Here is a 23,935-nt window from a genome sequence, read left to right as displayed (position 1 = left end):
TCGTTTTTATTGTAAAGTCTGCGTGGATATGACCTGGACGAACGTAAATTATCCCAATAAATTCTGCGCCCATAAGAGCAAGTCCGCCAAAATCACTATCATGTGTCAAAACAGCTCTTCCCGTTTCAGTTGCTTGTTATAAAACTTGTGTGTCTGGAAGTCCGAATTGTCCTTGCTCTGAAACGGACGATACATCTAATCCCGCCTTGCGTAAAAAGTCGATTACATCGGGATGGACGTTCTCATCAGCTAGTAATGGGAAGTCCAAAGCCTTCATGCGGTTACCTTCACATCCAAGAGGATTTCATTCTTAACTGATTGGGCTGCATAGCGCAGGGCTTCTTCAATAGCTTCTGCGGTCAACTGCGGATAAGTTTTCAACATCTCGTCTTTGGTTGCGCCACTGGCAACAAGTTCGAGAATAAACTCAATACTCAAACGTGTACCAACAATGTGGGGTTTGCCACTCAAAATTTCGGGGTTATAAGCAATATGAGTAAACATGATTTTGCTCCTGACTGTATTGCTTATTATAATGCCCTATTGACACCATCGTTAGTCAGGCGCGTGTACAGTGCGCGGACAGGGTCACGGTCCGCGTCCCACAAGGGGATGATATGGGCGTGGCAGAGGAAAACTTTGAGGGGGCGTTTGGGTTGGGTCATGATTTGTCCTCGATGAAATAATTATACGACGATGTAGGAGCGACATGCCCATATCATTGAATCCCAAAATCCCATAAAAATGGGATATCCACCCCATAATTACGAGAACATGTAAAACACACCTACGAACGTCATCACATACCCAAAGACAAGCAGCGCCCAAATAAACCCAAGGATGCCGACCACCAGCGCAACAAGTGCGAAATTGCGGTTGCCCTCTCCTGCACGGAGGGAGAGCCCGCCGAGAATGGCACCGATCAACGGTAGAATGCCCGCAAGACAAATCAACACCTGAGCAATATACCAGGCAGGATCATTCGCCATAAAGGCGTCGAGATTATTCGGGCTGCTTACAAGAAAAGAGACACAACAAAAAAAGAAGGAAGAGAGCGAAAGTATCAGCGCAATGATCGGACGGTTCGATCTTGCATGTGACGTAGAATGTTGTTCCATTAATGGTCTCCTATTGAAAAATTATAATCGGGTATGTCCGAATTACAACAAGGGTTCGCGCTATAATTCAGGTATGCTCATCATCATCAGCGACCTTCATCTCGGAGACGGTACCACCGCAGATTCCATCGCCCCCAGCGCATTCAAACTATTCGCCAGGCGACTTTCTGAAACAGCTCACTTCGCCTCCATTCGCAAAGATGGCAAGTACCGCCCCATCGAACGTATGGATGTAATCCTGCTGGGCGACATCATCGACCCGCTTCACTCCACCCGCTGGCTGGATACTGACCCCGGAGATAAAGAATACATCCGCCCATGGAGCGACCACTCCAGCCCTGCCTATGCAAAAAAATTATTGGATGTCACCCGCGCCATCCTCAACAAGAACGAAGAATCCCTGCAAGTAATGCGCCGGCTCGCAACTGGAGAAGAGATCCAACTAGTGCCCGCCAGCCGTAAAGGTGAACCAGATTACGAAAGCCGCATCCGCCTTCCACTTAAGGTTCATTTTCATTACATGGTGGGCAATCACGATTGGTATTACCATCTCAAAGGTCCCGCTTTCGATGCGATCCGCGCTGAAATGATCCGGCGCATGGGTCTAAGCAACCCGCTTAACACGCCCTTCCCATTTGAAGCCGAAGAATCCCCCGAGATCGCTGAACTTTTTGAACGCCACAAGGTCTATGCACGTCATGGGGATATTTACGACCGCTTCAATTACGACCGCACCATCGGACGCGACCACGGTACCCTTGGCGATGTCTTCACCATGGATGTTTGCAACCGCTACCCGGTAGAAGTTTCCAAACGCTATCGAGACCGCCTCCCCACCGGCATCGTCAACAGCCTGCGCAAGATCACGAACGTCCGTCCGCTGCTGGCAACCCCACTCTGGATAAGCGGCCAGATCCGACAATTTGCCGGAAACCGCAAACTTGAAAACGATCTAAAAAAAGTATGGGACGAGATCGCAGATGAATTCCTGCAATTAGATTTCGTCCGCCAGGCAGATAAAGCCTTCCGCTTCGACATGGTCGACGCGATGGAATGGGCAGTCAAACTATCAGGGAACGCCTCGGTTAAAACCATCAATGAGGTTGTCGTCTGGGTTCATAAGAAAATGTGGGGCGGCAAAAACTCCTTCTCTAGGTATGCATTGGAAGAGTCCGCCTTCAAAACAGGAAAAGCTCAATACATTGCTTACGGGCACACCCACGGATATGAAGTTGTCCCCTTGGCATTGAACACCTCCACGCCAGTGCCAGAGAGTCAGATCTACTTCAATTCAGGGACATGGCACTCCTATTACGACCTTGCCGTCGGAAGCCCTGAAAAACAAAATTTCATACCATATCAAACCCTCACCTACTTGACCTTTTACTCCCCCGAAGAACACGATGGGCGGCAGTTCGAATCATGGTCAGGCTCATACGCTTAATAACACCTTTTCCATAAACACCAAGCCAAAATCTACCTAAATACCACTTGACATGCCAAGGTAGTTAGACTATTATCTAATTAGACATCCGTCTAACACAGCCAACTGCCTAATCCGTCCCTTTTGGAGAGAGAGGACAATCATGTCACTTATTGCCTTAGAAACCACATTAGAAAATGAAAACGAAGTGGCAAACGCTTCAGATCATTCTACAAACGAAACAAACGCCAGAAGCCTATTCACCTACCAAACCGGTATGGCACTCATTACGCTTGGTACCATGTTCAAACATGTTCCGCCCTTCAATGAAAGCATAGACAAACACACCGGCGATACACTCATCTCGATCGGCAAAAAATTGAAAGGGAAAAACTAGCCCGAGCGAAAATCTGCCATGACAACCTTCAACTCCTCCCCCACCATCATTTGGGATTTTGGAACCGCCTACGAGCTTTTCATCAGCCTGCACGTTCTGCTTGAGCCGGAATACTTTGGCATCCGCCCGGCGTATGCCGCCAGCGTACGCGCCAGAATTCCAGCCGCCGAACGAAAATTGCTGGAGGAGTTATATCCTGTACTTGGCGTACCTCTCAAATGGGTGCATACCCTGCCGGCTCCAAAAGATGCCATCAGCGCACTCTGGGCACTCAAACAAATTCCGCCAGCCAGGCGCATGCTCGAACTGTACCGGGTAGATGAACCCTACGAAAGCGACGGCTCAGAAAACTCTGAAAAACATAAAGCCTTCAAAGACAATCTGCTGCGCATCGCGACAGAAGGGAAATGGACATCCGCCGATGCCAGCTTTTTCCTCAAGCACCTCAACAAAAAACTCAGTGGTGTAAAGCGCGAATCCGTCGAATCCGCTTTGGATTGGTGGAGCCGCCCGGCAGATTTGGGCGAAGCGTACCTTTCCGCGTTTCAGTCCTACTATCAGGCATTTTTTGAAGAGGAAGAAAAACGCATCGAACCCGCACTTCGAGCTGGATTGGAACGTGCCCAGGCACTTGCCGCCACGGTCACCTTTGAAGAGCTCTTCACCGAACTCTCACAAGGTTTACAGCGCGGCGATGAATTCAACGCCGATCATTTCATTTTTGCCCCCGCCTTCTGGACCACCCCGCTGGTCTTCTTTGAAAAATACGATGACAAGACCATGCTTCTCACCTTCGGCGCTCGCCCCGTGGATATGTCTGTCATTCCCGGCGAGATCGTCCCCGATGCGCTTGTTCGTTCGCTCAAGGCGCTTTCAGACCCTACCCGCTTAAAGATCCTGCGCTACCTCACCACAGAAAACCTGACCCCCAGTGAGATCGCCCGCAAACTTCAATTGCGTCCGCCCACAGTGACGCACCACCTCAAGGAACTTCGCCTCGCCGGTCTGGTCGAACTCTCACTCATGCACGAAGAAAATCGTTATACCGCTCGCAAGCAGGCACTCCATGCTGTTTATGAAAACCTGAATGCCTTTCTTGAAGGTGACAAAATCAAAGAAGCCTCATGAACGACCAAATCATAAAACCACCCAACCCATTCCATATCCTGGGAGAATACAACTCCCACATCCGCGCATTCAAACCGAATGCGCGGCTTTATCTTCTAAACGTCATCCTCACTGGCGCGGTGATGGGCGTTTTCCGTCTCATCTTCAACTTCTATGCCCTTAGCCTCGGATTCGATGAAGCCGTGCTTGGCAACCTCATCACCACCAGCAGTTTCGTGGCATTGATCGCTGCCCTGCCCATGGGCTACCTCGCAGATACCATCGGACGCAAAGGTTCGTTGATCCTCTCAGGGGTGTTGTTAGCAGTGTCGATCATCACCATGGCGCTATGGCAGACCGAAGCCTCACTCTATGCCATGAATGTGGTTTCAGGGTTGGCACAAAGTCTGGCTGGTGTCACCATGTCTCCATTCCTCATGGAGAACAGTGACGAAAAAGAACGCACCTATCTCTTCAGTTTCGGTCAGGGACTGCAAATGACCATGGCGTCTGTTGGGAACTGGTTGGGAGGGTACCTGCCTACCTGGATGAGTCAGACCCAGAATATCTCGGCAACGAGCAGCCCTGCCTATGGATACTCGATCCTTATCGCAGGCATTGGTGCGGTCATTGCCATTCTGCCCTTGATGTTCATCAAATCCCCAAATATCTCACGCAGCCAGCGTGCAGTTTTTGCACCTATTGCCTATGCCGCAAAAAACCCTGGTTTGCTCACGAAAATAATCCTACCCATGCTGCTCACCTCCCTCGGCGCTGGGTTGATCATGCCGTTCATGAATGTTTTCTTCCGGGTTGTACATCACCAGCCCGACCCCGTTATTGGCACTCTGTTCGCATGGGGTTCACTGGCAATGGGCATCGGGCTGCTCATTGCGCCGCCGCTGGCAGATCGCACCGGCAAGATCCAATTGGTCGTCATCACACAGGCACTCTCGATCCCATTCCTTATCCTGCTGGGCTTCTCCCCCATCTTTTGGGTGGGCGCCGCCAGTTATTACATCCGTCTTGCGTTGATGAACATGAGCAGCCCCGTTTACCAAACCTTCGTGATGGAACATGTTGACCCCTCAGGTCGTGCAACCGTAGCAAGCCTGACCAGCATGGCGTGGAATTTCGGTTGGGCATTCAGCCCCACCATTAGTGGATGGCTGCAGGTCAAATACGGTTTCGGTCCAGCTTTTGCAGGCACCGTCACGCTCTATACCATTTCGGTCCTTATGTATTGGGCATTCTTTTGGCGCAGAACCATTGAACCCATCCCGGCTCAAGCCGCCGCAGACTGAAGTTTTCGCTCAAAATAGGAAAAACAGAGCATATACGATTGCTCTGTTTTTTTATACAATTCCATAATGGAAAAAGACATCCTCATCATCGGCGGTGGACCCAGCGGGCTATCCACCGCGCTTCACCTCGTAAAACTTGCCCCGCATCTAACTGACCGTATCTTGATCCTCGAAAAAGAGAAGTATCCGCGTCTCAAACTTTGCGCGGGAGGTCTGGTGCTCGATGCGGAAAACATCCTCCAAGCCCTCGGTTTGGACGCAAGTGAAGTTCCACATGTAGATTCTGAAACGATACACTTCGACTTTGCCGCCAAAGGGCTCAAGATCCGTGTGCCGAAACGCCACGCCATTCGCGTCATCCGCCGTGATGAGTTCGATCACTGGCTGGCAAAGAAAACAGAAGAGCGCGGGGTTGAGATCCGGCAAGGTGTGACGGTAAAAAAGATCACACCAAGTGAACAAGGTGTATTGGTCGAAACGGACCAGGGAAATTTCAACGCCGCCATTGTTGTTGGCGCCGACGGCTCAAATGGCATGACAAGAAGAAGCATCTTCCCAAAAGATCCAGTTTATACAGCCAGAGTGCTTGAAGTGATAAGCCCTGCCTACTCCCCCGCCCACGGGAATCAGGAACGAGAACATACAGCCTACTTTGATTTCTTCCCCGTTCCTGAGAATATCGCCGGGTATGTATGGGATTTCCCAACCCAAGTACATGGAATTCCCATGCGCTGTTGGGGTGTTTATGACACGAACTTGCTCGCTGACCAAAAACGCCCAGCCTTAAAAGACCCGCTTGCCAAAGAGATGCAGCGCCTAGGTTTTGACCTGAACGCTCATGAGATCAAGGGACATCCCATCCGTTGGTACAGTCCGCAGAACAAAGCCGCGATCCCGCGGGTGCTATTGGTTGGGGATGCTGTTGGCGCAGATGTGATTTTCGGTGAAGGCATCAGCATTGCCCTGGGGTACGGTAACATCGCCGCGCGAGAGATCGTCGAGTCGTTACGGCGTGGCGAATTTTCCTTTCGAGGATACAAGCGTCGGCTGGTAAGAAGCGGATTGGGTCAAACCTTGTTCGCACGCTGGCTCGTCGCCCAGATCATCTATACGTTAAAGTGGCGCTGGTTCCAGTTTTTATTGTGGCGCATTCTACAGCCAGTTGTGATTTTCGTCGCATGGACATTTATTCTGAATTGGAGTAAAAAAGACCTGCAACACTGAAAGAAAAAGACATGGGCACCGCAGACCTTCACATCCATTCAATCTACTCCCTCGATGCAACCACCACTGTGCGAGCCATTCTCAAGCAAGCCGCCGATGTCGGGCTGAACGTCATCGCAGTCACCGATCATGATGAGATCCGCGGCTCATTCGAAGCACAACAACTTGCCCCTCAATATGGCATTGAAGCCATTCCCGGCGCAGAGATCAGCACAAAAGACGGGCACCTGGTGGCATTGTTCATCAAGACCCTCCCGCCTTCTGGCTTGTCCATTAGTGATACGCTGATACGGATCGGTAAACAGGGTGGCATTGCCATTGCGCCGCATCCCTTTAATAACCTACCCAACAGCCTTTCCATGGAAGCAGTGCTGGGGGCATTGGCAAACCCGCGTGCGAAGGGTCCTTTAAAAGGCATTGAAACACACAACATGGGCACACAGAATTTTGACCGGGTGGCACAAAAGCTATCGGTCTTTCTGCCGTTCGCCAAGATCGCATCCAGCGATGCCCACATCTACTGGGCGATCGGCGCAGGGCGCACGGAATTTCCCGGTACTACGGCGCAAGACCTGCGCACCGCTCTTGAGAAGAATACGACTGTCCCTGTCCCATATGAGGGCGAGTCTTCGGCGCGCGCAGTCCTTAGCTGGATGCGCCGCATCGCCATGCGCAAATTCGGTTATGCTTCAGATACCACCTCGGCTTCGACGCCCATCAATACCCAACAGATCAGCGACTCGATGATACGCAAGATCCAAAAAAAACAAGCCAACGATTAAGTTGGCTTGTTTTTCTAAGATCGGACTCGTTTCAAAAAACCGGGGGTATTTAATTCTCTTTCCAACAAGTAGGTGAAATAGCCCTGCATCAACGTCTCAGCTTCTTTCTGGATCTCAGGGCTGGGTCTGGCGCGTGATGCGTCTTTATAGCTGGAACGTTGAAAGTGCCGCAAGTACTTTAGCGTTTCGAGCGAAATACGTGCCAGATTGGGCAACCCTTCCCCACAGCGCGGACAAATGACACCGCCCGCCGTGAAGGAAAAATATTGGTCCTCGGCTAAGATCTCGCGTCCACAATTGGCACACTCGAACATTTGCGGGCGGAAGCCCACAGCATCGAGCAGGCGCATCTCGTAATATCGCACCGGCAGCCAGGCATCTGCCTCCTTCTCCAGCCGGTCAAGCGTTTCAACCACCAACCGAAAGATCGAAGGGTTCGCGCCTTCTTCTTCATACGAAAAGCGCAAAAGTAACTCTATGATGTAGGCAGCATACCCGGTCTTCATCAAGTCATCGTGCAATGGCAGGAAGGCGTTAATTGTTTCCACTTGCGTGATGATGAGAAGGTCGCGTCCTTTGGCAAGCTGCACTGTGATATGCGTAAAAGGTTGTAAATGCCCGGCTTTGCGCGAGGTTACTTTGCGTGCACCTTTGGCAAGTGCCCGCACGATGCCGTGGTCGCTGGTGTAAAGCGTGAGCATACGATCCGCCTCCCCCCAATCGGAATGGCGTAACACTACAGCAGAAGCACGAAAGGAACGAAAGTCGGTCATGTGCCGCGGTGGATCAAGTCACCAGGTGTTTGGGCGTAAAGGCTTCAGGCAACAATTCGTTTACGGTAGTTTCCTTCACCAACTGTCCCTCTCCATTCCCAAAGAGGACGATCGCATCCAATCCAAATTCCGCCATCACCTGCCTGCAGCCACCGCAAGGCGAGCCGCCATTATTCGTGACCACAGCGATCACCTCAAATTCGGTCTCACCTTCGGAAACCGCCTTAAAAATGGCAACACGTTCAGCACACATGGTTTGAGGGTAGGCGGCATTCTCCACATTGACCCCTGTATAAATGCGCCCGGTCTTTGTTCGCAAAGCAGCGCCAACAGGATAGTTGGAATAAGGGACATACGCCCGACGGCGCGCTTCATTTGCCAGGTCGATCAAGGCTTGTTTCTCTGTGTTTGAGAGTGTCATAAGAAAAACCTGTTTATTTCTTTTTAGGCTTGCGTTCAAGCTTGCGGATCGCACGGGCTGGCATGCCAACCACAAGCGTATCCTCCGGCACGTTCTTCGTCACCACAGCGCCTGCTCCAGTGCGGGCTCCAGCCCCGATCTTAAGTGGAGCGACCAGCATTGTATCTGAACCAATGAATACATCTTCGCCGATCTCGGTGGGATGTTTCTTCTCGCCATCATAATTGCAGGTAATGGTACCTGCACCAATATTGGTTCCCGACCCGATCTGAGCATTCCCGATATAAGAGAAGTGTCCCATTTTCACCCCATCGGCAAGATGGGAATCTTTCACTTCACCAAAGTTGCCCATGTGAACATGGTTGCCCAAATGAGCACCCTTACGCAGCCGCGCGAACGGTCCCATATCCACATCATCTTCAAGCCATGCGCCTTCAAGATCTGAAGAAAGAACTTTGCAGCCATTGCCGACCTTCGAATTACGGATGATGGTATTGGGTCCGATGACATTACCTTCGCCGATCTCGGTCGCCCCAAAGAGATAAGTATTGGGCATCATGACCGTATCCCTGCCGATCTTCACATCAGCTTCAATATACACTGAAGCAGGGTCGATCATGGTGACACCGTTCAACATATGCGCTTGATTGATGCGTCTGCGCATGGCGGCTTCCACCTCAGAAAGATGCACTCGCGTATTCACCCCGATCGTTTCTTCCACATCATCCATCACCGTGGCATGAACCGGCAGCCCGGCAGCGGATGCAAGTTCCACTGCATCGGTAAGATAGTATTCACCCTTCTTAGGGTTTTGAGGGATACGATGGAGGGCATCCCATAACCAGTTGGCGTCGAAACAATACCCGCCTACGTTCAATTCTTTGACCTGTAGCTGTTCGGGCGTTGCAACATATTCCTCCACAATGGCATTTACCGTGCCATCGTCCTTGCGGATGATGCGCCCAAACCCACGCGGGTCATCTGCAATCACGGTCAGCATTGAGATGGGTCCCTTATTTTGTTTTTGGGTATCCACCAGTTTTTGCAGGGTGTCGCCGCGCAGCAAAGGCATGTCTGCATAACAAACAACGACCAGATCCGTTTTGCCTTTGAGCAAAGCTTCCGCTTGCATCACAGCATGTCCCGTACCCAGCTGTGGTTCCTGTAAAACAGTTTGAGCAGAGTCTCCCAAATATTGGGTTACCTCCCCTGCTCCATGCCCGACAACCACCACAGGCGTTTCCGTTGTAGATTGCCGGATCGCCTGCAAGGCATGCCAGATCATGGGTTTGCCAGCCACCGGATGAAGGACCTTGGGCAGGGATGATTTCATACGCGTTCCCTGACCGGCGGCAAGAAGAATGGCGGTAATTTTCATTCATTCACCTCATATATATAAAAACAGGATTTGTGCGGTAAAACGTGCTCCGCGACAAATCCCGTTTGAGAAAATTGTCCGCTTACGCGGACACGTCTGGCTGGGGCACCTGGATTCGAACCAAGATCCACAGCTCCAAAGGCTGGTGTGCTGCCATTGCACCATGCCCCAGTGCGGGCGAAATTGTATCACAATTTTATTGTCCGCCTGGAATGATCCCCATCTTTTTTGCTTCTTCGAGCGAGATCACCTCGGGGTTTACCGACTTCCTGCCGAGGTCATGGGCGGCTGTATCCCAAAAGTCATCAGTGGATTTTTCCTGTGATTTCTCACCAGCAGCCTGTTTGAGCAGGGCTTCCATCTCAGGTGACGGGGTTGCCTTGGCGAGCTGGTCCGTATTTTTCTTGGGGGTTGCATCCACCGGAGGAGCAGCCGCGGGAGCGGTCTTAAATTTCAATTCACCGGTGACGCCCATCGAAGCCAGGGCTTTTTCCACTTGGCTGCGCAGGGAGAGCAATCCTCGCACGGTATCAAGGATCTGGTCTTCATTGGCTAACCCTTTACCCGCCACGAGTAAAGCATATAACGGTGTAACCGGAATGAAAAGCAGGTCATGGTCGCCGCCATCAAAAACATGATACGACTCGATCGACTCTTGATGATTGAGGCGCGCCACTTTCAAGCTGGTGCTATGAATCGACATCAGGGTGGAGATAAGCGAAACCTCCATGCTGGGGTCGTAAAGGTTGCCGGTGCGTGCATTGATCAAGCCACGGTCATTTAGCAGAAAGACTGCATCTGCATTGAAGTCCTGCCTAAAATTGGCAAGCAGGTCTGAAAGCTTGGTATGACTCTGCGCCTCTTCACCGGGTCCTGAAGCAGCAACTTCAGGCGGAAAGATGGTTTGCACGAGACCCAAACCACGCTCCACGGAATCCAGAAAATCTGCCATGGGAATGGGCTTATCAAATATCGCAAAAGCGCCGGTATTGAGCATTTCTTCGCGCATTTTTCGTTCGGTCATGCCGGTAATAAAAACGACCTTCACTTCCGGGTGACGGGCACGGACCTTATGCATCAACTCCACACCGGTCATGCCGGGGAGTTTGTAATCGGTAATGAGCATATCGATCTTATGTCGGGAGGATTCAAGCAACGCCTCTTCCCCAGATTGGGCTTCATAGAATTGGATGTCTTTGTTCTTGAGCGTATCCAGCGTGGAACGCAAAAGACGAAGAATATCGCGTTGATCGTCCACTAGCAAGAGATTACGAAGCATGCCACCAACTCCATATACAGAAAATGAAAAAAAATCTCACTCAGGTCCCTATGTCGTATTTAATAAAAAACTCAATAGGTAAGAATGGACAAATTATAGCAAAGTTAAGCATTCTGCCTGTAATCAGTTTTGACAGGTATCCCCCACCTCGAATGCTTCCAAATTCCAAAGCAGTTCAGAGGTCGGGTCAAGGTCGACGCCGCACAGATCGGGTCGGGCAGCAGCAACCCGCAAGCGGGAATAAAGCGGTATGGCGGGTACCTGTTCCGCTACAAGGATCTGGGTCTGTCGGTATGCTGATAGATATGCGGGATCATCATGCAATGAGGATTGAGCCGTCTGGCATTGCAAGTCATACTCTTTACTATTAAATCCTGTAATATTCGTACCTGCCCACAAATTCAGTTCGGTAGGGATGCTGGCACTGCTGAACCACTGACAGGGCGGTTCGATACCCTCCACCCCAAGGGCATATTGAGCCAGATCGAATTGACGTCCAAATAGGTCGCCACCAGGTCCGGGAGCATAAAGGTCGTTCGGTGAGGAAAATTCCACTTCAAGTCCAATGCCGCACCGAGCAAGCGAATCTTCGAAAATAGCAGTTACCTGTCTGCGCTGGGCAGTGGATGTAGTTTGGTATTTCAGAATCAAGGGGGTATTGTAGGCTACATCTCGTACGTTGATAGCAAGGCGTGGTGTGGACGGATCGTCATCATGATCCTGCCAGCCTGCCTGTTCCAAAAGAGAGATTCCGATCTCAGGATCATATGGAATGGCACTCAGGTTTGAATCATACGCCGGGTGGTTGGACGGTAGATAAGCGGCTGGGACATCAGTCAGCCCATAAAGAACAGATGTTGCAACAGTTTGACGATCCAGGCAGTAGGCAATTGCCTGACGCGTATAAGTATCTGCGAAAAAACTCTGCCTATCTTTTGATATATCGTACCCATTATCGTAAGAGGCAGGATTGATCCCCAGCCCAAGCCATTCCATGCTCATTCCGGTCGTTACGAACATCTGGGCTTGTCCTGCGGTTTGCATCTCTTGCAGCAAACCGATGTGGTTCTCAAGGTTGATGGAGGGGTCAAGCAGGTCACAGCGTCCTGCGATCAACTCGGAGAGAGCCAGATCTGGGTCTGGTATGAAGCGGAATTGGATACTATCCAATTTTGGGTACCCATCTCGCAAACGGTAATAGTAGGGATTTTTTTCCAGCGTGATGCTTTGTCCGGGCAGCCACTCTTTGATCTGATAGGGTCCCCAACTCAACGGTTCACGTGCGGCGATATCGACACTGGGCAATTGAACGGCGGGGAATTCACTCCAAAGATGCTTGGGGGCTGGCAGCCAAAAGTTCAGGTCATAAGTCGGGTCGATAAAACCAGGCATGCCAAACCATTGCAGGGTTTGTTCATCTGCGGCTTCATAGGTTTGAGTGCGGTCAACCAGAAAAGGATTGAGTTTCACTTCACGTTGAAGCTCAAAAGCATAGACTGAGTCATCGGCAGTTAAGGGAGTACCATCCGACCAGGTAAGGTCGGGGCGCAGACGGAAGGTAACGATCATTTGATCCATCTTCAACGGGGAGACGCCGTCATAAGTGATCGCACAATCTTCACTGCGGCATCCAGCAGGATGGATGCGGGAGCCCTTTAACAACTCAGTAAGCTGCCCACTCGAATCCACAACTGTATCCCCAACCTTGATCTCAGTAGCGACGATCTGGGCGTCGCCATTTTCAAGGGAAGGCAGTTCGGTCAGAATAACGGGTTGGTATTCATAGCCGACATTGTCGATCGGTCCATCATAAATGGCAGCAAGCACACTGCGTGCCGCGGAATTCAACTCACCAAACGGATAGAGGCTATTCGGCTCCTGCCCCAAGCAGACCGTAAGACCGATCGTTGCCGCTTGTGGGGTTAATGTATTTTCGATGACAATTTCAGTAGCAGGGGATGGCGTTTCCGTCTTCGTGCTTGTACTTAAACAAGCAGGGACAAGCAGAATAAGCGCGATCAAAAATGGAATTACGTTCTTTTTCATAGTCTCCAGCCTGAGAATTCGTATTGGGCAATTATAACCAGTCTCCCTATAGCCTTGAAAAAAAAGAGACCGCTAGTCAGCGGTCTCTTTATCATCATTGTAATACTACGCCTTCCAACAAGCCACCCAGTGACCGGGTTTGATCTCTTTGAATTCCGGTTCTTCCTGCGAGCACTTATCAACAGCGATCGGGCAGCGGGTATGGAAACGGCAACCCTTCGGCGGGTTAAGCGGGCTGGGCACATCGCCTTTGAGGATGGTGCGTTCACGCTCAACATTCGGGTGCGGAACAGGGATGGCGGAGAGCAACGCTTTGGTGTAAGGATGCAACGGGTCGCGATATAATGAATCACGGTCTGTCAATTCGACCATCTTGCCAAGATACATCACCGCAACACGGTCTGAAATATGCTCCACTACACTAAGGTTGTGGGCAATGAACAGATAGGTCAAACCAAATTCAGATTGAAGATCCTTAAGAATGTTCAACACCTGTGACTGGATGGACACATCAAGGGCGGATACTGGCTCATCACAGACAATGAACTTGGGGTTTAACGCCAATGCACGCGCGATCCCAATACGCTGACGCTGTCCGCCTGAAAATTCATGCGGATAACGACGGGCATGGTAATCTTCCAATCCCACCTTCTTGAGCATGTTAACGGCAATCTCCATGCGTTCCTTCGGGTGACCGATCTTGTGGATCTGTAAACCTTCCATGACTGATTCACCGATCGGCATGCGCGGATTTAAAGAGGCGTAGGGGTCCTGGAAAATGATCTGCATATCGCGGCGCAGAGGTTTCAGTTCGTTTGGTCCCATTTTCAGGATGTCGCGCCCCTCAAAGGAGACATTCCCTGAGGTCGGCTCTACCAAGCGCAAAAGGGTGCGTCCAACGGTCGTTTTGCCACAGCCAGATTCACCAACCATGCCAAGGGTTTCGCCTTTCTTTACAGCAAAACTGACCTTGTCCACAGCCTGAACCCAGGCACTCACCCGCTGAAATAACCCTGTGCGCACAGGAAAATACTTCACAAGCTTATCCACTACAAGAATATCTGATTGTTCCTGCTTGTTAATGGTATCCATAAATGAAATGATCCTTTTTATTTTCCAGCATGCTTAGGGGCCGTATGCCCTTCTGCATCCTGATATAACCAGCAGCGAACTTTATGACCTTCCGCGACCTCGATCAGCGAGGGGTGCTGTTCGGTGCAAATGGAAAGTTTATTTTCCACGCGAGCGCGGCAGCGCGGGGCAAAGCGGCAACCCTGCGGCAAATTGATAAGATTGGGAACATTCCCTGGAATCACATCCAGACGTTCTCGGCGTGCACCAAGAACCGGAATGGAGCCGATCAGACCCTGAGTATAAGGATGATGCGGTTTATCGAACAGGGAGGCAACTGGAGATTCTTCCACGATCTCGCCAGCATACATCACAACTACACGATTCGCCATTTCAGCGATCACACCCAGGTCATGAGTAATCAACATCATGGCAGAGCCGAGCTGCTTACGCATATCGCGCATCAAGTCCAGGATCTGCGCCTGAATGGTCACATCCAGCGCAGTGGTGGGCTCATCTGCGATCAACAGATCAGGCACACAGGCGAGCGCCATGGCGATCATCACACGCTGAGACATGCCACCAGACAGCTCATGTGGAAAAGCATCGGCGCGACGTTCCGGTTCAGGAATGCCCACCAGTTTTAACAACTCTACAGCTCGTTCGCGTCCGGCTTCCTTGCCAAAATCTTGATGAATGTTCAAGACTTCAGAGATCTGATCACCAGCACGAAAGACGGGATTAAGTGCAGATTGAGGTTGTTGAAAGATCATGGAGATACGATTTCCACGTACCTGCCTCATCTCTTCCTCCGTAGCCTTAACCAGATCTTTACCATCAAAGATGATCTCGCCATCAACGATCTTGCCAGGCTTGCTGATCAGGCGCATAATCGAAAGAGACGTGACGCTCTTTCCACACCCCGATTCGCCCACAATGCCAAGCACTTCCCCCGGGTAGATTTTAAAATCCACCCCATCCACAGAACGCACATCCCCATCTTCCGTGAAAAAGTACGTTTTTAGATTCTTGACTTCCAGTAAAGGCTTTTGATCTGTCATGGAGGAATCTCCCGAATTAAGATTGTTGCATTATAGCAAAGAATTAAAGATTTTCCCCCCTCTCTGGTAGGGAAAACGAAAACACCCTTCCCGAAGCCTGAAACTGATTTTCCCCCGTCAAGCCCAGATTGCGCTGATAACAAAAACCTGCAAAATCGAATGATAATTGCAGGTTTTTGCCTTATTTCGCCAAGTCTCTAGCGATATTTGTTTTCGTCGTCTTCTTCCGAGCTTTTTTGCCGGGCACGCAGCGTTGCCACGCCGATAAACCCAAGCACCATTCCCAGCACAGAGGTTGTGTAAGCCAGGAAGTTCAGGAAGAATGTAGACTCCCAGACATGGATGACCATCATAAAAGGCGCAATGCAGCCGAACAGCATCAACCCCACCCCAACGATTATCAAACGCTCGGGATGTACTATGTTCATTTGTACAACCAGCATGCAACAAGGTGGTCATCCGCCTGTAGATCATGCGGTTCTTCAACATCACAAAGGTTATCGATCTTCTTGGGGCAGCGCGGATGGAAACGACAACCAGGAGGAGGATTCACCAAACTCGGTGGTTCACCGGGAGGGAGCTCACGGAATGTCAAGGCATTGTTCGCGTCCGGGTCGGAAGTAGCATCCATCAATGCCTCAGTATATGGATGCTTGGGGCTGTGAACCAGTGAATGCACTGGCGCTTTTTCTACAATATTGCCCGCATACATTACAAAGACGCGTTCTGAGAAATAGCGCACTGTAGAAAGGTCATGAGTGATATAGATCACTGCAAGTTTGTATTTTTCTTGCAAGCCACGCAGGAGTTTGAGGATCTCCACACGCACAGAAGCATCCAGCATGGAAACCGGCTCATCCGCTACAACCAACTTCGGCTCAAGGATAATGGCGCGCGCAATCACAACACGTTGTTGCTGCCCGCCACTCAACATATGCGGGAACTTATGAAGAAAATCATCCGCTGGGGTAAGCTTTACTTCTTCCATCACCTTGCGAACCCGTCGCTCGCGTTCAGCCGGATCTTTTACACCGTTGATGATCAGAGGCTCCTCAAGAATGCGTTGAACGCTCATAAAAGGCGCCAGCGCCCCAAAAGGATCCTGCTGGACATAGCCGATCTTGGCACGGTACAGGCGTAGGGGTTCACCTTCCAAGGTTCCTACATCCAGATCGTCGAAGGATATTGAGCCGCTGGTCGGTTTATTCAAACCCAAAATGGTTTTCATCAAACTGGATTTTCCGCATCCGCTTTCACCAACGATAGCGATCGTCTCACCATAATGCAGGTCGAAGGTTACACCATCCACCGCTTTAACATACCCGGCGTGGCCGAAACCAAAACGCCTGAGCTCGAACCATACATGCAAATCTTTAATAGAAAGAAGCACATCTCTTTGTTTGTCAGTCATGTCTTGTAGACCTCGTTTTGAAATTTATCCCACACAAACTAGGATGTGTAAAGCCAACACTTGACCTGAACGCCGTCCACATTTGCAACAGGCGGTTCTTCAGAACACTTTGCGAACCGCTTGGGACAACGGTCTGCAAAACGGCAGCCACTGGGCGGGTTCAAAAGACTTGGAGGTTGACCAACAATAAATTCAGGCTCCACATTAGCACGCAGGCGCGGTACGCTTGCCATTAACATGCGCGAGTAAGGATGCAGAGGTTCTGCAAAGAATTTATGAGCGTCACTCACTTCCACGATCTGCCCGGCGTACATGACCGCCACACGGTCAGCCAATTCGCTCGAGGTGGCAATATCATGAGTGATCAGAATAAAACTGATGCCAAGTTCCGATTTGAGGCGTTTTAGTACGTTGAAGATACTCGCCTGGGTTAGTACATCCAGTGCCGACGTTGGTTCATCAAGGATGATCAAGCTCGGAGAAGTTACCAATGCCATCGCAATGGCTACACGCTGGCGCATCCCACCGCTCAACTCGAATGGATAGCGAGTGATGAAATCTTCCGGAACCCCCACATGTTGGAACATCTTCTTTACAAGCGAAACAGCTTCCGCCTTGCTAATTCCCAAATGAATAACCGCAGGTTCTGCCACCTGGTCACCCACTCGGATAACCGGATTCAATGCATTCATGGCTGCTTGCGGAACCATCGAGATGGATGCCCAACGGATATTTTGGCGAAACTCTTCATCATCTAATTGCATCACATCGTTGCCATCCAGATAGACATGCCCGGAATAAGAAACAACGTTTCGAGGCAACAAACGCAAAATAGCTTTGGCTAACGAACTCTTACCGCACCCCGACTCACCAAGCACAACGACTGCCTGATTAACGTTTAAACCGAAATTCACCTTATCCACTGCCTGGACAGAGCCGCGCGTGGTACTAAAATGCAATACCAAATCCTCAATATTGAGAAGGTTATTATCTTGTGACATCTATACGTCCCTTAATCTTGGATTGTAAATACGATCAAGCGCAAATCCGAGCATGGCAAACCCCAAACCAGTCAACATCAACAAAGCGGCTGGCTCTAGTACCCAATAATACAAACCTCGATAAAGGGCGCCTTCTGTAAAAGCGTTCTCAATGACTTTGCCCCATGTGGGCAGAACGGGATCTCCCAAACCGAGCACCGCCAACGAAGCCTCCAAAAATACATACGAAGGGACCGAAGATACCAACGCCGGAATGAGCAAGGGGATCATGCGCGGGATCAAATAGCTAAAGATAATGCGTCTATCTGTAGTGCCATATGCTCTGGCGGCTTCAATATATGGCGAAACCTTGGATTGCATGAAAACCGCACGATAGGATTTGATCGATCCGGAAAATATACTCAACAAAATGGTCACGCCAAGAATGACCCAAATGCTGCGTGAGTAGAAAGTTCCAACCATGATCAAAATAGCGAGAAAAGGTAGAACTAGATTAATTTCGGTGATGCGCTGGATCAGTTCATCCAACCAGCCGCCATACCACGAGCCAACAGCTGCGATGATCATGGTCATTAGTGAAGTACCAACCGCCGCCAGCAAGCCAAATGCCAGCGCGATCGGGGTTCCCCAAAGTAACGGACGCATTAGGTCACGACGGTATTGGTCGGTACCCGCCGCACCGTATAAAGTACCATGCATAACAAATTCCACATTCAGATCAGAATTCGCTTCAAATGTTGTTGCTAGGATTTCAAGCTGATAGACACCTTTGACTGGTGTTGTGCTTTCACTCTTCGGTTCAGTAAAGAGAGCTAAAAGGATATCATCTGTTTTTAGTCTCTTCATTAATTTTTCATCCTGCGAAATGCGGAAGGTTTGCTCACGATCAACTGCGAAATCCCCAATGCGGATCCGGTCACCGGAAGGCGTGATCAGGGCAACAGATGCAAAGGGCAGTTTGTCCTGATAGGTACCATTCAGATATAAGATCAATTCCTGGGGAAATTCATCATATTGATAATCGAACGAGTGCGTGATCGTGATGGTTGAGGTATTCTGAGCACCCGCTTCCACTGTTTTCGTCATACTGCCATCTTTTGAGTTGACCGCAAAAGAGACAGGCTTTTTCACGCTGCTAAAAAAATTCATCCATGCAGGCGCGGCATATTTCGGGTTTTGATACCAAACATCTTCCCCACCACGCCACAAACGGGTAGCTTCGCTGTATGGGATAGTAATTAGCGCGTACGCCGAAACCACCAACAGGAATGAGATCGTCAGCAGCCCAAGGACTGCGGATGGGTAACGTAAAAGTTCACGGAACGATTTTGTCAGAGTATTCATTATTGGTTATTATCTCCAACCTTAACGCGCGGATCTACTAATGCGTAGACAAAATCAAGAATAAAGACCGTGATCCCCAACAAGTATGCATAGATAATTGTGGATCCAACGATAACAGGCGTATCGTATAAACCGATCGCCTGGAACAAGGTGCGCCCCAAACCAGGCCACAGGAATACCGTTTCAGTAATCGTAAAACCGGTCCACATGGCGATAATAAGCAAAGCAAAGTTCGTGATGATCGTTGGCAAGGTCGGGCGAAGGATATATTGACGTTCAATATCGCGCGCAGTCAGTCCCTTGGCTCTTGCCATTTCCACATAATCTTCACTTGAATAAATCAGGAAGAATGTACGCCAATTGTAAACGCTCAAAAAGAAAGAGCTAACAATAATAGAAGAGGCGGGCAAGATCAGGTGCTTCAAAACACTCATTGCATATCCAAAGGACGTATCAGGCGGAGGCGAATCAACCAATCCGCCAAACGGTAATATCTGGAAAACACCTGCAAAGATCAAAATAAGGAAAATCCCATAAAACCAGGGGGGAGCAGCGGAAGTAGGCGATAAGGTAATGATCAATTTATCAAAAAAGCTGCCATACTTTCGCGAAAGCCCAAGCGCAAGATAAACACTCGCAAAGAACAAGACCAAATCCGCCACACCGGCAAGTAGAAGTGTAGCAGGCAGACGTTCCAGCAGGATCAATCGAACCTGGCGCGAACCGCTGTCACTATTCATATTAATGGCGCGTCCAAGATTCAGGGTCAAACCGTTGATTAAATACTTGAATGAACGCGAGATGAAAGGTTTGTCCAACCCCAAGCGGCGTTCTTCATTCGCGATCTTATCTTGGATCAGCTTTTCGCGCGCTTCAGGGGTAAGCTGTCTATAGGCAGGGTTGGCGAGGATGGATTGTGTTGTGTTATCACGGATCTCGTTCCGCATGATCGTATCCACATAGCCCCCCATGTTTGCGATCAAGATCGTTAAATAAATACCAATCACCACCGTGACGGCAAGAGTTACCAAGCGCACCAGAGAGTACCGTAAGACACGCGCTAATGTGGTGCTGGAAAACGACTCTCGCTTAGCTGGACTGCTCGTGGCTGCAATTGTTTCGGTAGCCATATCGCACCTCAATTCATTCTTTCATAAAAAGGTTAACGCTCAAGCAAAATAAGGAGACTTGCAGCGTTATGGTCTTGATACGTATCAAATAGTTCAGAATTTAGAAACGGAGATTTCTCTCGAATCAGGTCGACGAAAGTTTCGTCACAAAACCACCCTGCTTGCTTGGAGAACGCGCCGCTTATAAGTAACACTAGGGGCAAGGTTTCCCTTGCCCCTAGTGTTTTCAAATTAACGATTACGGAGCAGAAACGAACTCAAGTGAGGAGAACGCGGGGATCGCAGCCGGGTAAAGCACAACAGCGGCTTCGATCTTTCCTGCGCCAGCCTGCAACTTAACATCCGCAGGGATGGTGAGGGTGTATTCGCCCTCACCGGCTCCAGCAGCACCTTCGCCGACATAGATGGTCTCGCCCTTGTCATTGTAGACGAGGAACTTGACCTGCTTGATATCAGCAGTAGGATACGCATCGCCAGCCTTGTTGGTCACGGTCAGTGAGAAGGCAGTCTCTTCACCGATCTTAACCTGGGCAGGTCCATCCAAAGTGGCATCAGCCAAAGGAGGATTGCTCCAAGCGGACCAGCGGTCGGCGAGATCGGGGAAGTCGGGGTTGTTCTTTGCCAAAGAGGTCTTGGCATTGAGGTCAACAGAATCAAGGAAGTACGGACCCGTACCAACCCAGAAGTGACCATGATCACCAAAGAATGCCTTGAGATTGGTGTACCTGGCAGCAGCTTCTTCAGCAGTCACATATTGACCGAGAGTGGCTTCATACGGAACGGTGGAGGCAGCAGTCAGGGTGTCCAACTGAGCGTTCAAGAGATCGAGGCTGGGTCCACCAATGAAGCTGGTCCATTCCACGGCATTGCGATCAGCCTTACCGGCACCCCAAGCGGTTTCGCCAGCAGCTTCAGAGGCATTGCCCATGGCAATGGCGGCCCAAGAGGCTTCGCCAAAACCATACTGAGGCCACCAATCACCAAGAGTGGCGATCAGTTCAGCATCAGAGTAGAAGTTATCGGAGTAGGTTTCGATCACGAGCGGGTCGGTCGAGGTGATTTTGACACCCTTGAAGGTGCTCAGGAAGGCTTCGTAGTTACCCACAACATCTTCATCGTAAAGGGCGCTTTCAGCCTTGGCCTGTTCGAAAGTCATGATCATTCTCATGACAAAGTCACCAGCGGAGAGGTTCGAACCATCATGCCACTTGGTGACTTCATAGAGGTCAGCCGGGTAGGTCATGACGATCTTGGATTTGGCAGTAACGCCATCACCAGCGGGAACGAAGGTTTGGGTGGTTGCATCCCAATTTGCCCACGCATCAGCAGGAACGGTGATGGTGTCAGCAGTGTTGAGGACAACCCAATCGGTGTTGGTACCGACGGGCAAGCCCGCCTGAACGGTCACTTCAGCGCCTTCAGCGCGAAGAGGCCAATACAGACCGGTGTAGGGGTCAGCCATCAAGCTGCCGCTATAGGTGGATTTCTGAACGAAACCATCCCACACCCAGTTGCTACCACCAACGGGATTCCAAGGATCAGTGAACAGGTCGTTCGTACCGACCTTAAGCTGTCCACCTTCTTGATCGTTGAAGCGAAGGTTGTAGTTCGGCATCTGAGCGGCTTCGATACCGGAGCCGAGATCGTAGGTTACACCAACATTACAGCCATGAGGTGAATAGACCTGCTGGTCGATGATCCAAACCTGGAGGGAATCCTTCAGGGAGAGTGGGAGCGCTTCCAAGATCAAGTCGCGGCGTTCTTCAAGGGATGAGAAGCTGCCGCTGGCGAGAGCATCACCAACTTCCAAGAAAGCGGGATCAGAAGCGTTTTCGGTGAATAGAGGAATGCCCTGTCCACTGGAGGGCAAGTACATATCCTGGAAGCCGGTTTTCTCATCACGGTTAAGACCGGAGGAAACCCAACCAGCGGTGTAGATATGCCACTGACCTTCTTTGGGATCGGAGCCGATCCAAATGGGGGAAGCTTCGGAGGATTTGCGGTATTGGCGGTCCACGGTGAAGCCAAGCTTCTCGAGCTGGTCGGAGAAGTAGTCACCGATCTTCAAGCGGGTGCCATCACCATCATTGCGGATGAGGAAGGCAAGCACGATCGGTTCGCCATTGAAAGCCCATTTGCCATCAACGAGTTCAGCACCCATTGCAGCCATTTCAGCGTCAACAACAGACTTAGCCTGATCGAAGTTGTAAGCATAGTAAGCTTCGAGACCACGAGCGGTTTCGATCACACCAGTGTAATCAACCAACTGAGTGGTGAATACGGTGTACTTGGGCAAAGAACCGCCGCCATAGATTTCCTGGTTAATATAGTTGCGGTCAACCAGCCAGTTCATCGCTTCGCGCATCTTCTGGTTGCTAAACGGGTTGAGCTTGGCAGTATCGGTGAAGACAGCCGGGTTGAACAGGATGTCGTAGTAACCACCATAGGACTGGGCATAGCAGACGCCGGCATCCTTGATTTCCTGAACGCGGTCAGAAGCTACACCACGGGTGTAGATGTCGATCGCGCCAGCGGTGATCTGAGTAACAGCCTGGTCGGCGGTTACAGAAGAAACGGCGATTTCATCCAACCAACCACCATGACGGGTTGTCGGGGGGGCAGTGGGTTCTGCGGTGGGAGCTTCGGTCGCGGCTTCAGTAGCGGCGGGAGCTTCTTCAGTAGCGGCAGGAGCGCCACAAGCTGCAAGGACCATGCTGGCGATAACCAACAAGCCGAGCAATGCAAACAATCGATTTCGTAACATTAGTTTTCTCCTCCAAGAAGAAAAATTTGAGGTTTGACGTACAGACAAAAATACAAAACTACACTATATTATTATCTACTACTGCACCACCTCCTTCATAAACATTTGTGCGCAAAAGCACTATTTTTAATTAAACATGAAACACTACAAATTATACCTAAATCCAAAGGGTAGTCAACAAAGGTACCATCACAGCAATTTGTGTAGTCATACTTTTTATTAAAAATTGGTTGAAAATACGCCCTACAAGCTACTGGGGAACTGTTTTTGTGGAACTTCTGACAAATTTTCACTAATATTCGTGACATAATAATGACAACAAATTTAGCCTCGTAAAAGTCGAAAATTGGCTCTCACCATTCGCCATTCCACCCTGCAACATTCATCATCCCATTTGCGTTGACAATCCCCCTCCCCTGCCATAAAATTTGAAACGCAACTACAGACATCAAGGAGAAACTTCATGCTAAAAGAATTCAAAGAATTCATCATGCGCGGCAACGTGCTCGACCTCGCCGTCGGCGTTATCATTGGCGGTGCATTTGGAAAAATTGTCGGTTCGCTCGTCAACGACATCATCATGCCCGCCATCGGCTTGCTCATGGGCGGAGTCAACTTTAGCGAGTTGACCATTGCTGAAGTCATCAAGTACGGCGCATTCATCCAAACCATCGTTGACTTCCTTATCGTTGCCTTCGTCATCTTCCTCATTATCAAATCTGCCAACAGCATGAAGAAGGCTCCCGCGCCCGCCGACCCCACCACCAAGGAATGCCCGCATTGCATCAGTACTATTTCCATTAAAGCTACACGCTGCCCAAACTGCACTTCAGAGTTGAAGGCGTAACACCTTAATTGACCGTCGACCACAGACCGCAGACGGTGACCGTGGTCGGCAATC

The 23,935-nt window shown here is 50.2% G+C and carries 23 protein-coding genes and 1 tRNA gene; 7 read left to right on the top strand and 17 right to left on the bottom strand.

Going from position 1 to position 23,935, the window contains the following annotated elements; genetic code table 11:
* Nucleotides 1–273 precede the first annotated feature (273 nt).
* The 3 genes from IPG80_RS09295 to IPG80_RS09285 all read right to left on the bottom strand — a co-directional run bounded on the left by IPG80_RS09295 (nucleotide 274) and on the right by IPG80_RS09285 (nucleotide 1,118).
* Entirely contained in the window at nucleotides 274–504 is a 231-nt protein-coding gene (locus tag IPG80_RS09295) for a DUF433 domain-containing protein (protein ID WP_345105596.1), read from the bottom strand.
* A 26-nt stretch (nucleotides 505–530) separates the two neighbouring features.
* Nucleotides 531–665, bottom strand: coding sequence for a hypothetical protein (locus IPG80_RS09290; RefSeq protein ID WP_345105594.1), 135 nt, complete (start codon nucleotides 663–665; stop codon nucleotides 531–533).
* 99 nt (nucleotides 666–764) lie between these two features.
* Nucleotides 765–1,118 (bottom strand): hypothetical protein, encoded by a 354-nt coding sequence (locus tag IPG80_RS09285; protein WP_345105592.1) that lies wholly within the window; start codon nucleotides 1,116–1,118, stop codon nucleotides 765–767.
* A gap of 73 nt (nucleotides 1,119–1,191) precedes the next feature.
* On the opposite strand from IPG80_RS09285, the gene IPG80_RS09280 reads away from it, so the two are divergent.
* The 6 genes from IPG80_RS09280 to IPG80_RS09255 all read left to right on the top strand — a co-directional run bounded on the left by IPG80_RS09280 (nucleotide 1,192) and on the right by IPG80_RS09255 (nucleotide 7,355).
* Entirely contained in the window at nucleotides 1,192–2,562 is a 1,371-nt protein-coding gene (locus IPG80_RS09280; protein WP_345105589.1) for a hypothetical protein, read from the top strand.
* 142 nt (nucleotides 2,563–2,704) lie between these two features.
* Nucleotides 2,705–2,938, top strand: a complete 234-nt coding sequence (locus IPG80_RS09275; protein ID WP_345105586.1) for a hypothetical protein — start codon at nucleotides 2,705–2,707, stop codon at nucleotides 2,936–2,938.
* An 18-nt stretch (nucleotides 2,939–2,956) separates the two neighbouring features.
* A complete protein-coding gene (locus tag IPG80_RS09270) occupies nucleotides 2,957–4,066 on the top strand; it encodes a metalloregulator ArsR/SmtB family transcription factor (RefSeq protein ID WP_345105583.1) in 1,110 nt (369 codons plus the stop codon).
* A complete protein-coding gene (locus IPG80_RS09265; protein ID WP_345105580.1) occupies nucleotides 4,063–5,349 on the top strand; it encodes an MFS transporter in 1,287 nt (428 codons plus the stop codon). Before IPG80_RS09270 ends, IPG80_RS09265 begins: the two co-directional genes overlap by 4 nt.
* A gap of 66 nt (nucleotides 5,350–5,415) precedes the next feature.
* Nucleotides 5,416–6,573: an NAD(P)/FAD-dependent oxidoreductase gene (locus IPG80_RS09260; protein ID WP_345105577.1), complete on the top strand. Its 1,158-nt coding sequence runs from the start codon at nucleotides 5,416–5,418 to the stop codon at nucleotides 6,571–6,573.
* An 11-nt stretch (nucleotides 6,574–6,584) separates the two neighbouring features.
* Nucleotides 6,585–7,355, top strand: coding sequence for a PHP domain-containing protein (locus IPG80_RS09255; protein ID WP_345105574.1), 771 nt, complete (start codon nucleotides 6,585–6,587; stop codon nucleotides 7,353–7,355).
* A 14-nt stretch (nucleotides 7,356–7,369) separates the two neighbouring features.
* Here the strand turns inward: IPG80_RS09255 and recO are convergent, their stop codons facing one another.
* From recO to IPG80_RS09185, 14 genes are all read right to left on the bottom strand, one after another.
* Nucleotides 7,370–8,128, bottom strand: coding sequence for a DNA repair protein RecO (recO, locus tag IPG80_RS09250; protein WP_345105571.1), 759 nt, complete (start codon nucleotides 8,126–8,128; stop codon nucleotides 7,370–7,372).
* Nucleotides 8,129–8,141: 13 nt separating this feature from the next.
* A complete protein-coding gene (gene cdd, locus IPG80_RS09245) occupies nucleotides 8,142–8,549 on the bottom strand; it encodes a cytidine deaminase (protein ID WP_345105568.1) in 408 nt (135 codons plus the stop codon).
* Between the two features lie 13 nt (nucleotides 8,550–8,562).
* On the bottom strand, nucleotides 8,563–9,927 hold the full coding sequence (gene glmU, locus IPG80_RS09240) for a bifunctional UDP-N-acetylglucosamine diphosphorylase/glucosamine-1-phosphate N-acetyltransferase GlmU (RefSeq protein ID WP_345105565.1): 1,365 nt from the start codon (nucleotides 9,925–9,927) through the stop codon (nucleotides 8,563–8,565).
* 97 nt (nucleotides 9,928–10,024) lie between these two features.
* A tRNA-Gln gene (locus IPG80_RS09235) sits at nucleotides 10,025–10,098 on the bottom strand.
* 25 nt (nucleotides 10,099–10,123) lie between these two features.
* Nucleotides 10,124–11,206: a response regulator gene (locus IPG80_RS09230; RefSeq protein WP_345105563.1), complete on the bottom strand. Its 1,083-nt coding sequence runs from the start codon at nucleotides 11,204–11,206 to the stop codon at nucleotides 10,124–10,126.
* 123 nt (nucleotides 11,207–11,329) lie between these two features.
* Complete coding sequence (locus IPG80_RS09225; protein ID WP_345105561.1) at nucleotides 11,330–13,252, bottom strand: ABC transporter substrate-binding protein; 1,923 nt, start codon at nucleotides 13,250–13,252, stop codon at nucleotides 11,330–11,332.
* 105 nt (nucleotides 13,253–13,357) lie between these two features.
* Nucleotides 13,358–14,344, bottom strand: a complete 987-nt coding sequence (locus IPG80_RS09220; RefSeq protein ID WP_345105558.1) for a dipeptide ABC transporter ATP-binding protein — start codon at nucleotides 14,342–14,344, stop codon at nucleotides 13,358–13,360.
* Between the two features lie 17 nt (nucleotides 14,345–14,361).
* The gene (locus IPG80_RS09215; protein WP_345105556.1) at nucleotides 14,362–15,384 is read right to left on the bottom strand and encodes an ABC transporter ATP-binding protein; all 1,023 of its coding nucleotides are present in this window, start codon (nucleotides 15,382–15,384) and stop codon (nucleotides 14,362–14,364) included.
* Between the two features lie 197 nt (nucleotides 15,385–15,581).
* Nucleotides 15,582–15,812, bottom strand: a complete 231-nt coding sequence (locus IPG80_RS09210) for a hypothetical protein (RefSeq protein ID WP_345105553.1) — start codon at nucleotides 15,810–15,812, stop codon at nucleotides 15,582–15,584.
* Nucleotides 15,809–16,795, bottom strand: a complete 987-nt coding sequence (locus IPG80_RS09205) for an ABC transporter ATP-binding protein (RefSeq protein ID WP_345105550.1) — start codon at nucleotides 16,793–16,795, stop codon at nucleotides 15,809–15,811. The genes IPG80_RS09210 and IPG80_RS09205 overlap by 4 nt, the downstream gene beginning before the upstream one ends.
* Nucleotides 16,796–16,833: 38 nt before the next feature.
* Complete coding sequence (locus IPG80_RS09200; RefSeq protein WP_345105547.1) at nucleotides 16,834–17,796, bottom strand: ABC transporter ATP-binding protein; 963 nt, start codon at nucleotides 17,794–17,796, stop codon at nucleotides 16,834–16,836.
* A complete protein-coding gene (locus IPG80_RS09195) occupies nucleotides 17,797–19,140 on the bottom strand; it encodes an ABC transporter permease (protein ID WP_345105543.1) in 1,344 nt (447 codons plus the stop codon).
* A complete protein-coding gene (locus IPG80_RS09190) occupies nucleotides 19,140–20,270 on the bottom strand; it encodes an ABC transporter permease (RefSeq protein WP_345105540.1) in 1,131 nt (376 codons plus the stop codon). The genes IPG80_RS09195 and IPG80_RS09190 overlap by 1 nt, the downstream gene beginning before the upstream one ends.
* Before the next feature lie 238 nt (nucleotides 20,271–20,508).
* Nucleotides 20,509–23,034 (bottom strand): ABC transporter substrate-binding protein, encoded by a 2,526-nt coding sequence (locus IPG80_RS09185; protein ID WP_345105538.1) that lies wholly within the window; start codon nucleotides 23,032–23,034, stop codon nucleotides 20,509–20,511.
* A 463-nt stretch (nucleotides 23,035–23,497) separates the two neighbouring features.
* Between IPG80_RS09185 and mscL the strand changes: the two genes are divergently transcribed.
* Complete coding sequence (mscL, locus tag IPG80_RS09180; RefSeq protein WP_345105535.1) at nucleotides 23,498–23,881, top strand: large conductance mechanosensitive channel protein MscL; 384 nt, start codon at nucleotides 23,498–23,500, stop codon at nucleotides 23,879–23,881.
* Nucleotides 23,882–23,935 lie beyond the last annotated feature (54 nt).

Source organism: Candidatus Villigracilis vicinus, assembly GCF_016702885.1.
Taxonomy (GTDB): domain Bacteria; phylum Chloroflexota; class Anaerolineae; order Anaerolineales; family Villigracilaceae; genus Villigracilis; species Villigracilis vicinus.
The sequence above is the reverse complement of the archived record's forward strand: the minus strand, read 5'-3'. Positions and strand labels throughout refer to the sequence as shown.

What these genes read in the sequence shown, in the direction of transcription:
- IPG80_RS09295 (WP_345105596.1), bottom strand. Translation starts at nt 504, where the DNA reads ATGTTTACTCATATTGCTTATAACCCCGAAATTTTGAGTGGCAAACCC.
- IPG80_RS09290 (WP_345105594.1), bottom strand. Translation starts at nt 665, where the DNA reads ATGACCCAACCCAAACGCCCCCTCAAAGTTTTCCTCTGCCACGCCCAT.
- IPG80_RS09285 (WP_345105592.1), bottom strand. Translation starts at nt 1,118, where the DNA reads ATGGAACAACATTCTACGTCACATGCAAGATCGAACCGTCCGATCATT.
- IPG80_RS09280 (WP_345105589.1), top strand. Translation starts at nt 1,192, where the DNA reads ATGCTCATCATCATCAGCGACCTTCATCTCGGAGACGGTACCACCGCA.
- IPG80_RS09275 (WP_345105586.1), top strand. Translation starts at nt 2,705, where the DNA reads ATGTCACTTATTGCCTTAGAAACCACATTAGAAAATGAAAACGAAGTG.
- IPG80_RS09270 (WP_345105583.1), top strand. Translation starts at nt 2,957, where the DNA reads ATGACAACCTTCAACTCCTCCCCCACCATCATTTGGGATTTTGGAACC.
- IPG80_RS09265 (WP_345105580.1), top strand. Translation starts at nt 4,063, where the DNA reads ATGAACGACCAAATCATAAAACCACCCAACCCATTCCATATCCTGGGA.
- IPG80_RS09260 (WP_345105577.1), top strand. Translation starts at nt 5,416, where the DNA reads ATGGAAAAAGACATCCTCATCATCGGCGGTGGACCCAGCGGGCTATCC.
- IPG80_RS09255 (WP_345105574.1), top strand. Translation starts at nt 6,585, where the DNA reads ATGGGCACCGCAGACCTTCACATCCATTCAATCTACTCCCTCGATGCA.
- recO (WP_345105571.1), bottom strand. Translation starts at nt 8,128, where the DNA reads ATGACCGACTTTCGTTCCTTTCGTGCTTCTGCTGTAGTGTTACGCCAT.
- cdd (WP_345105568.1), bottom strand. Translation starts at nt 8,549, where the DNA reads ATGACACTCTCAAACACAGAGAAACAAGCCTTGATCGACCTGGCAAAT.
- glmU (WP_345105565.1), bottom strand. Translation starts at nt 9,927, where the DNA reads ATGAAAATTACCGCCATTCTTCTTGCCGCCGGTCAGGGAACGCGTATG.
- IPG80_RS09230 (WP_345105563.1), bottom strand. Translation starts at nt 11,206, where the DNA reads ATGCTTCGTAATCTCTTGCTAGTGGACGATCAACGCGATATTCTTCGT.
- IPG80_RS09225 (WP_345105561.1), bottom strand. Translation starts at nt 13,252, where the DNA reads ATGAAAAAGAACGTAATTCCATTTTTGATCGCGCTTATTCTGCTTGTC.
- IPG80_RS09220 (WP_345105558.1), bottom strand. Translation starts at nt 14,344, where the DNA reads ATGGATACCATTAACAAGCAGGAACAATCAGATATTCTTGTAGTGGAT.
- IPG80_RS09215 (WP_345105556.1), bottom strand. Translation starts at nt 15,384, where the DNA reads ATGACAGATCAAAAGCCTTTACTGGAAGTCAAGAATCTAAAAACGTAC.
- IPG80_RS09210 (WP_345105553.1), bottom strand. Translation starts at nt 15,812, where the DNA reads ATGAACATAGTACATCCCGAGCGTTTGATAATCGTTGGGGTGGGGTTG.
- IPG80_RS09205 (WP_345105550.1), bottom strand. Translation starts at nt 16,795, where the DNA reads ATGACTGACAAACAAAGAGATGTGCTTCTTTCTATTAAAGATTTGCAT.
- IPG80_RS09200 (WP_345105547.1), bottom strand. Translation starts at nt 17,796, where the DNA reads ATGTCACAAGATAATAACCTTCTCAATATTGAGGATTTGGTATTGCAT.
- IPG80_RS09195 (WP_345105543.1), bottom strand. Translation starts at nt 19,140, where the DNA reads ATGAATACTCTGACAAAATCGTTCCGTGAACTTTTACGTTACCCATCC.
- IPG80_RS09190 (WP_345105540.1), bottom strand. Translation starts at nt 20,270, where the DNA reads ATGGCTACCGAAACAATTGCAGCCACGAGCAGTCCAGCTAAGCGAGAG.
- IPG80_RS09185 (WP_345105538.1), bottom strand. Translation starts at nt 23,034, where the DNA reads ATGTTACGAAATCGATTGTTTGCATTGCTCGGCTTGTTGGTTATCGCC.
- mscL (WP_345105535.1), top strand. Translation starts at nt 23,498, where the DNA reads ATGCTAAAAGAATTCAAAGAATTCATCATGCGCGGCAACGTGCTCGAC.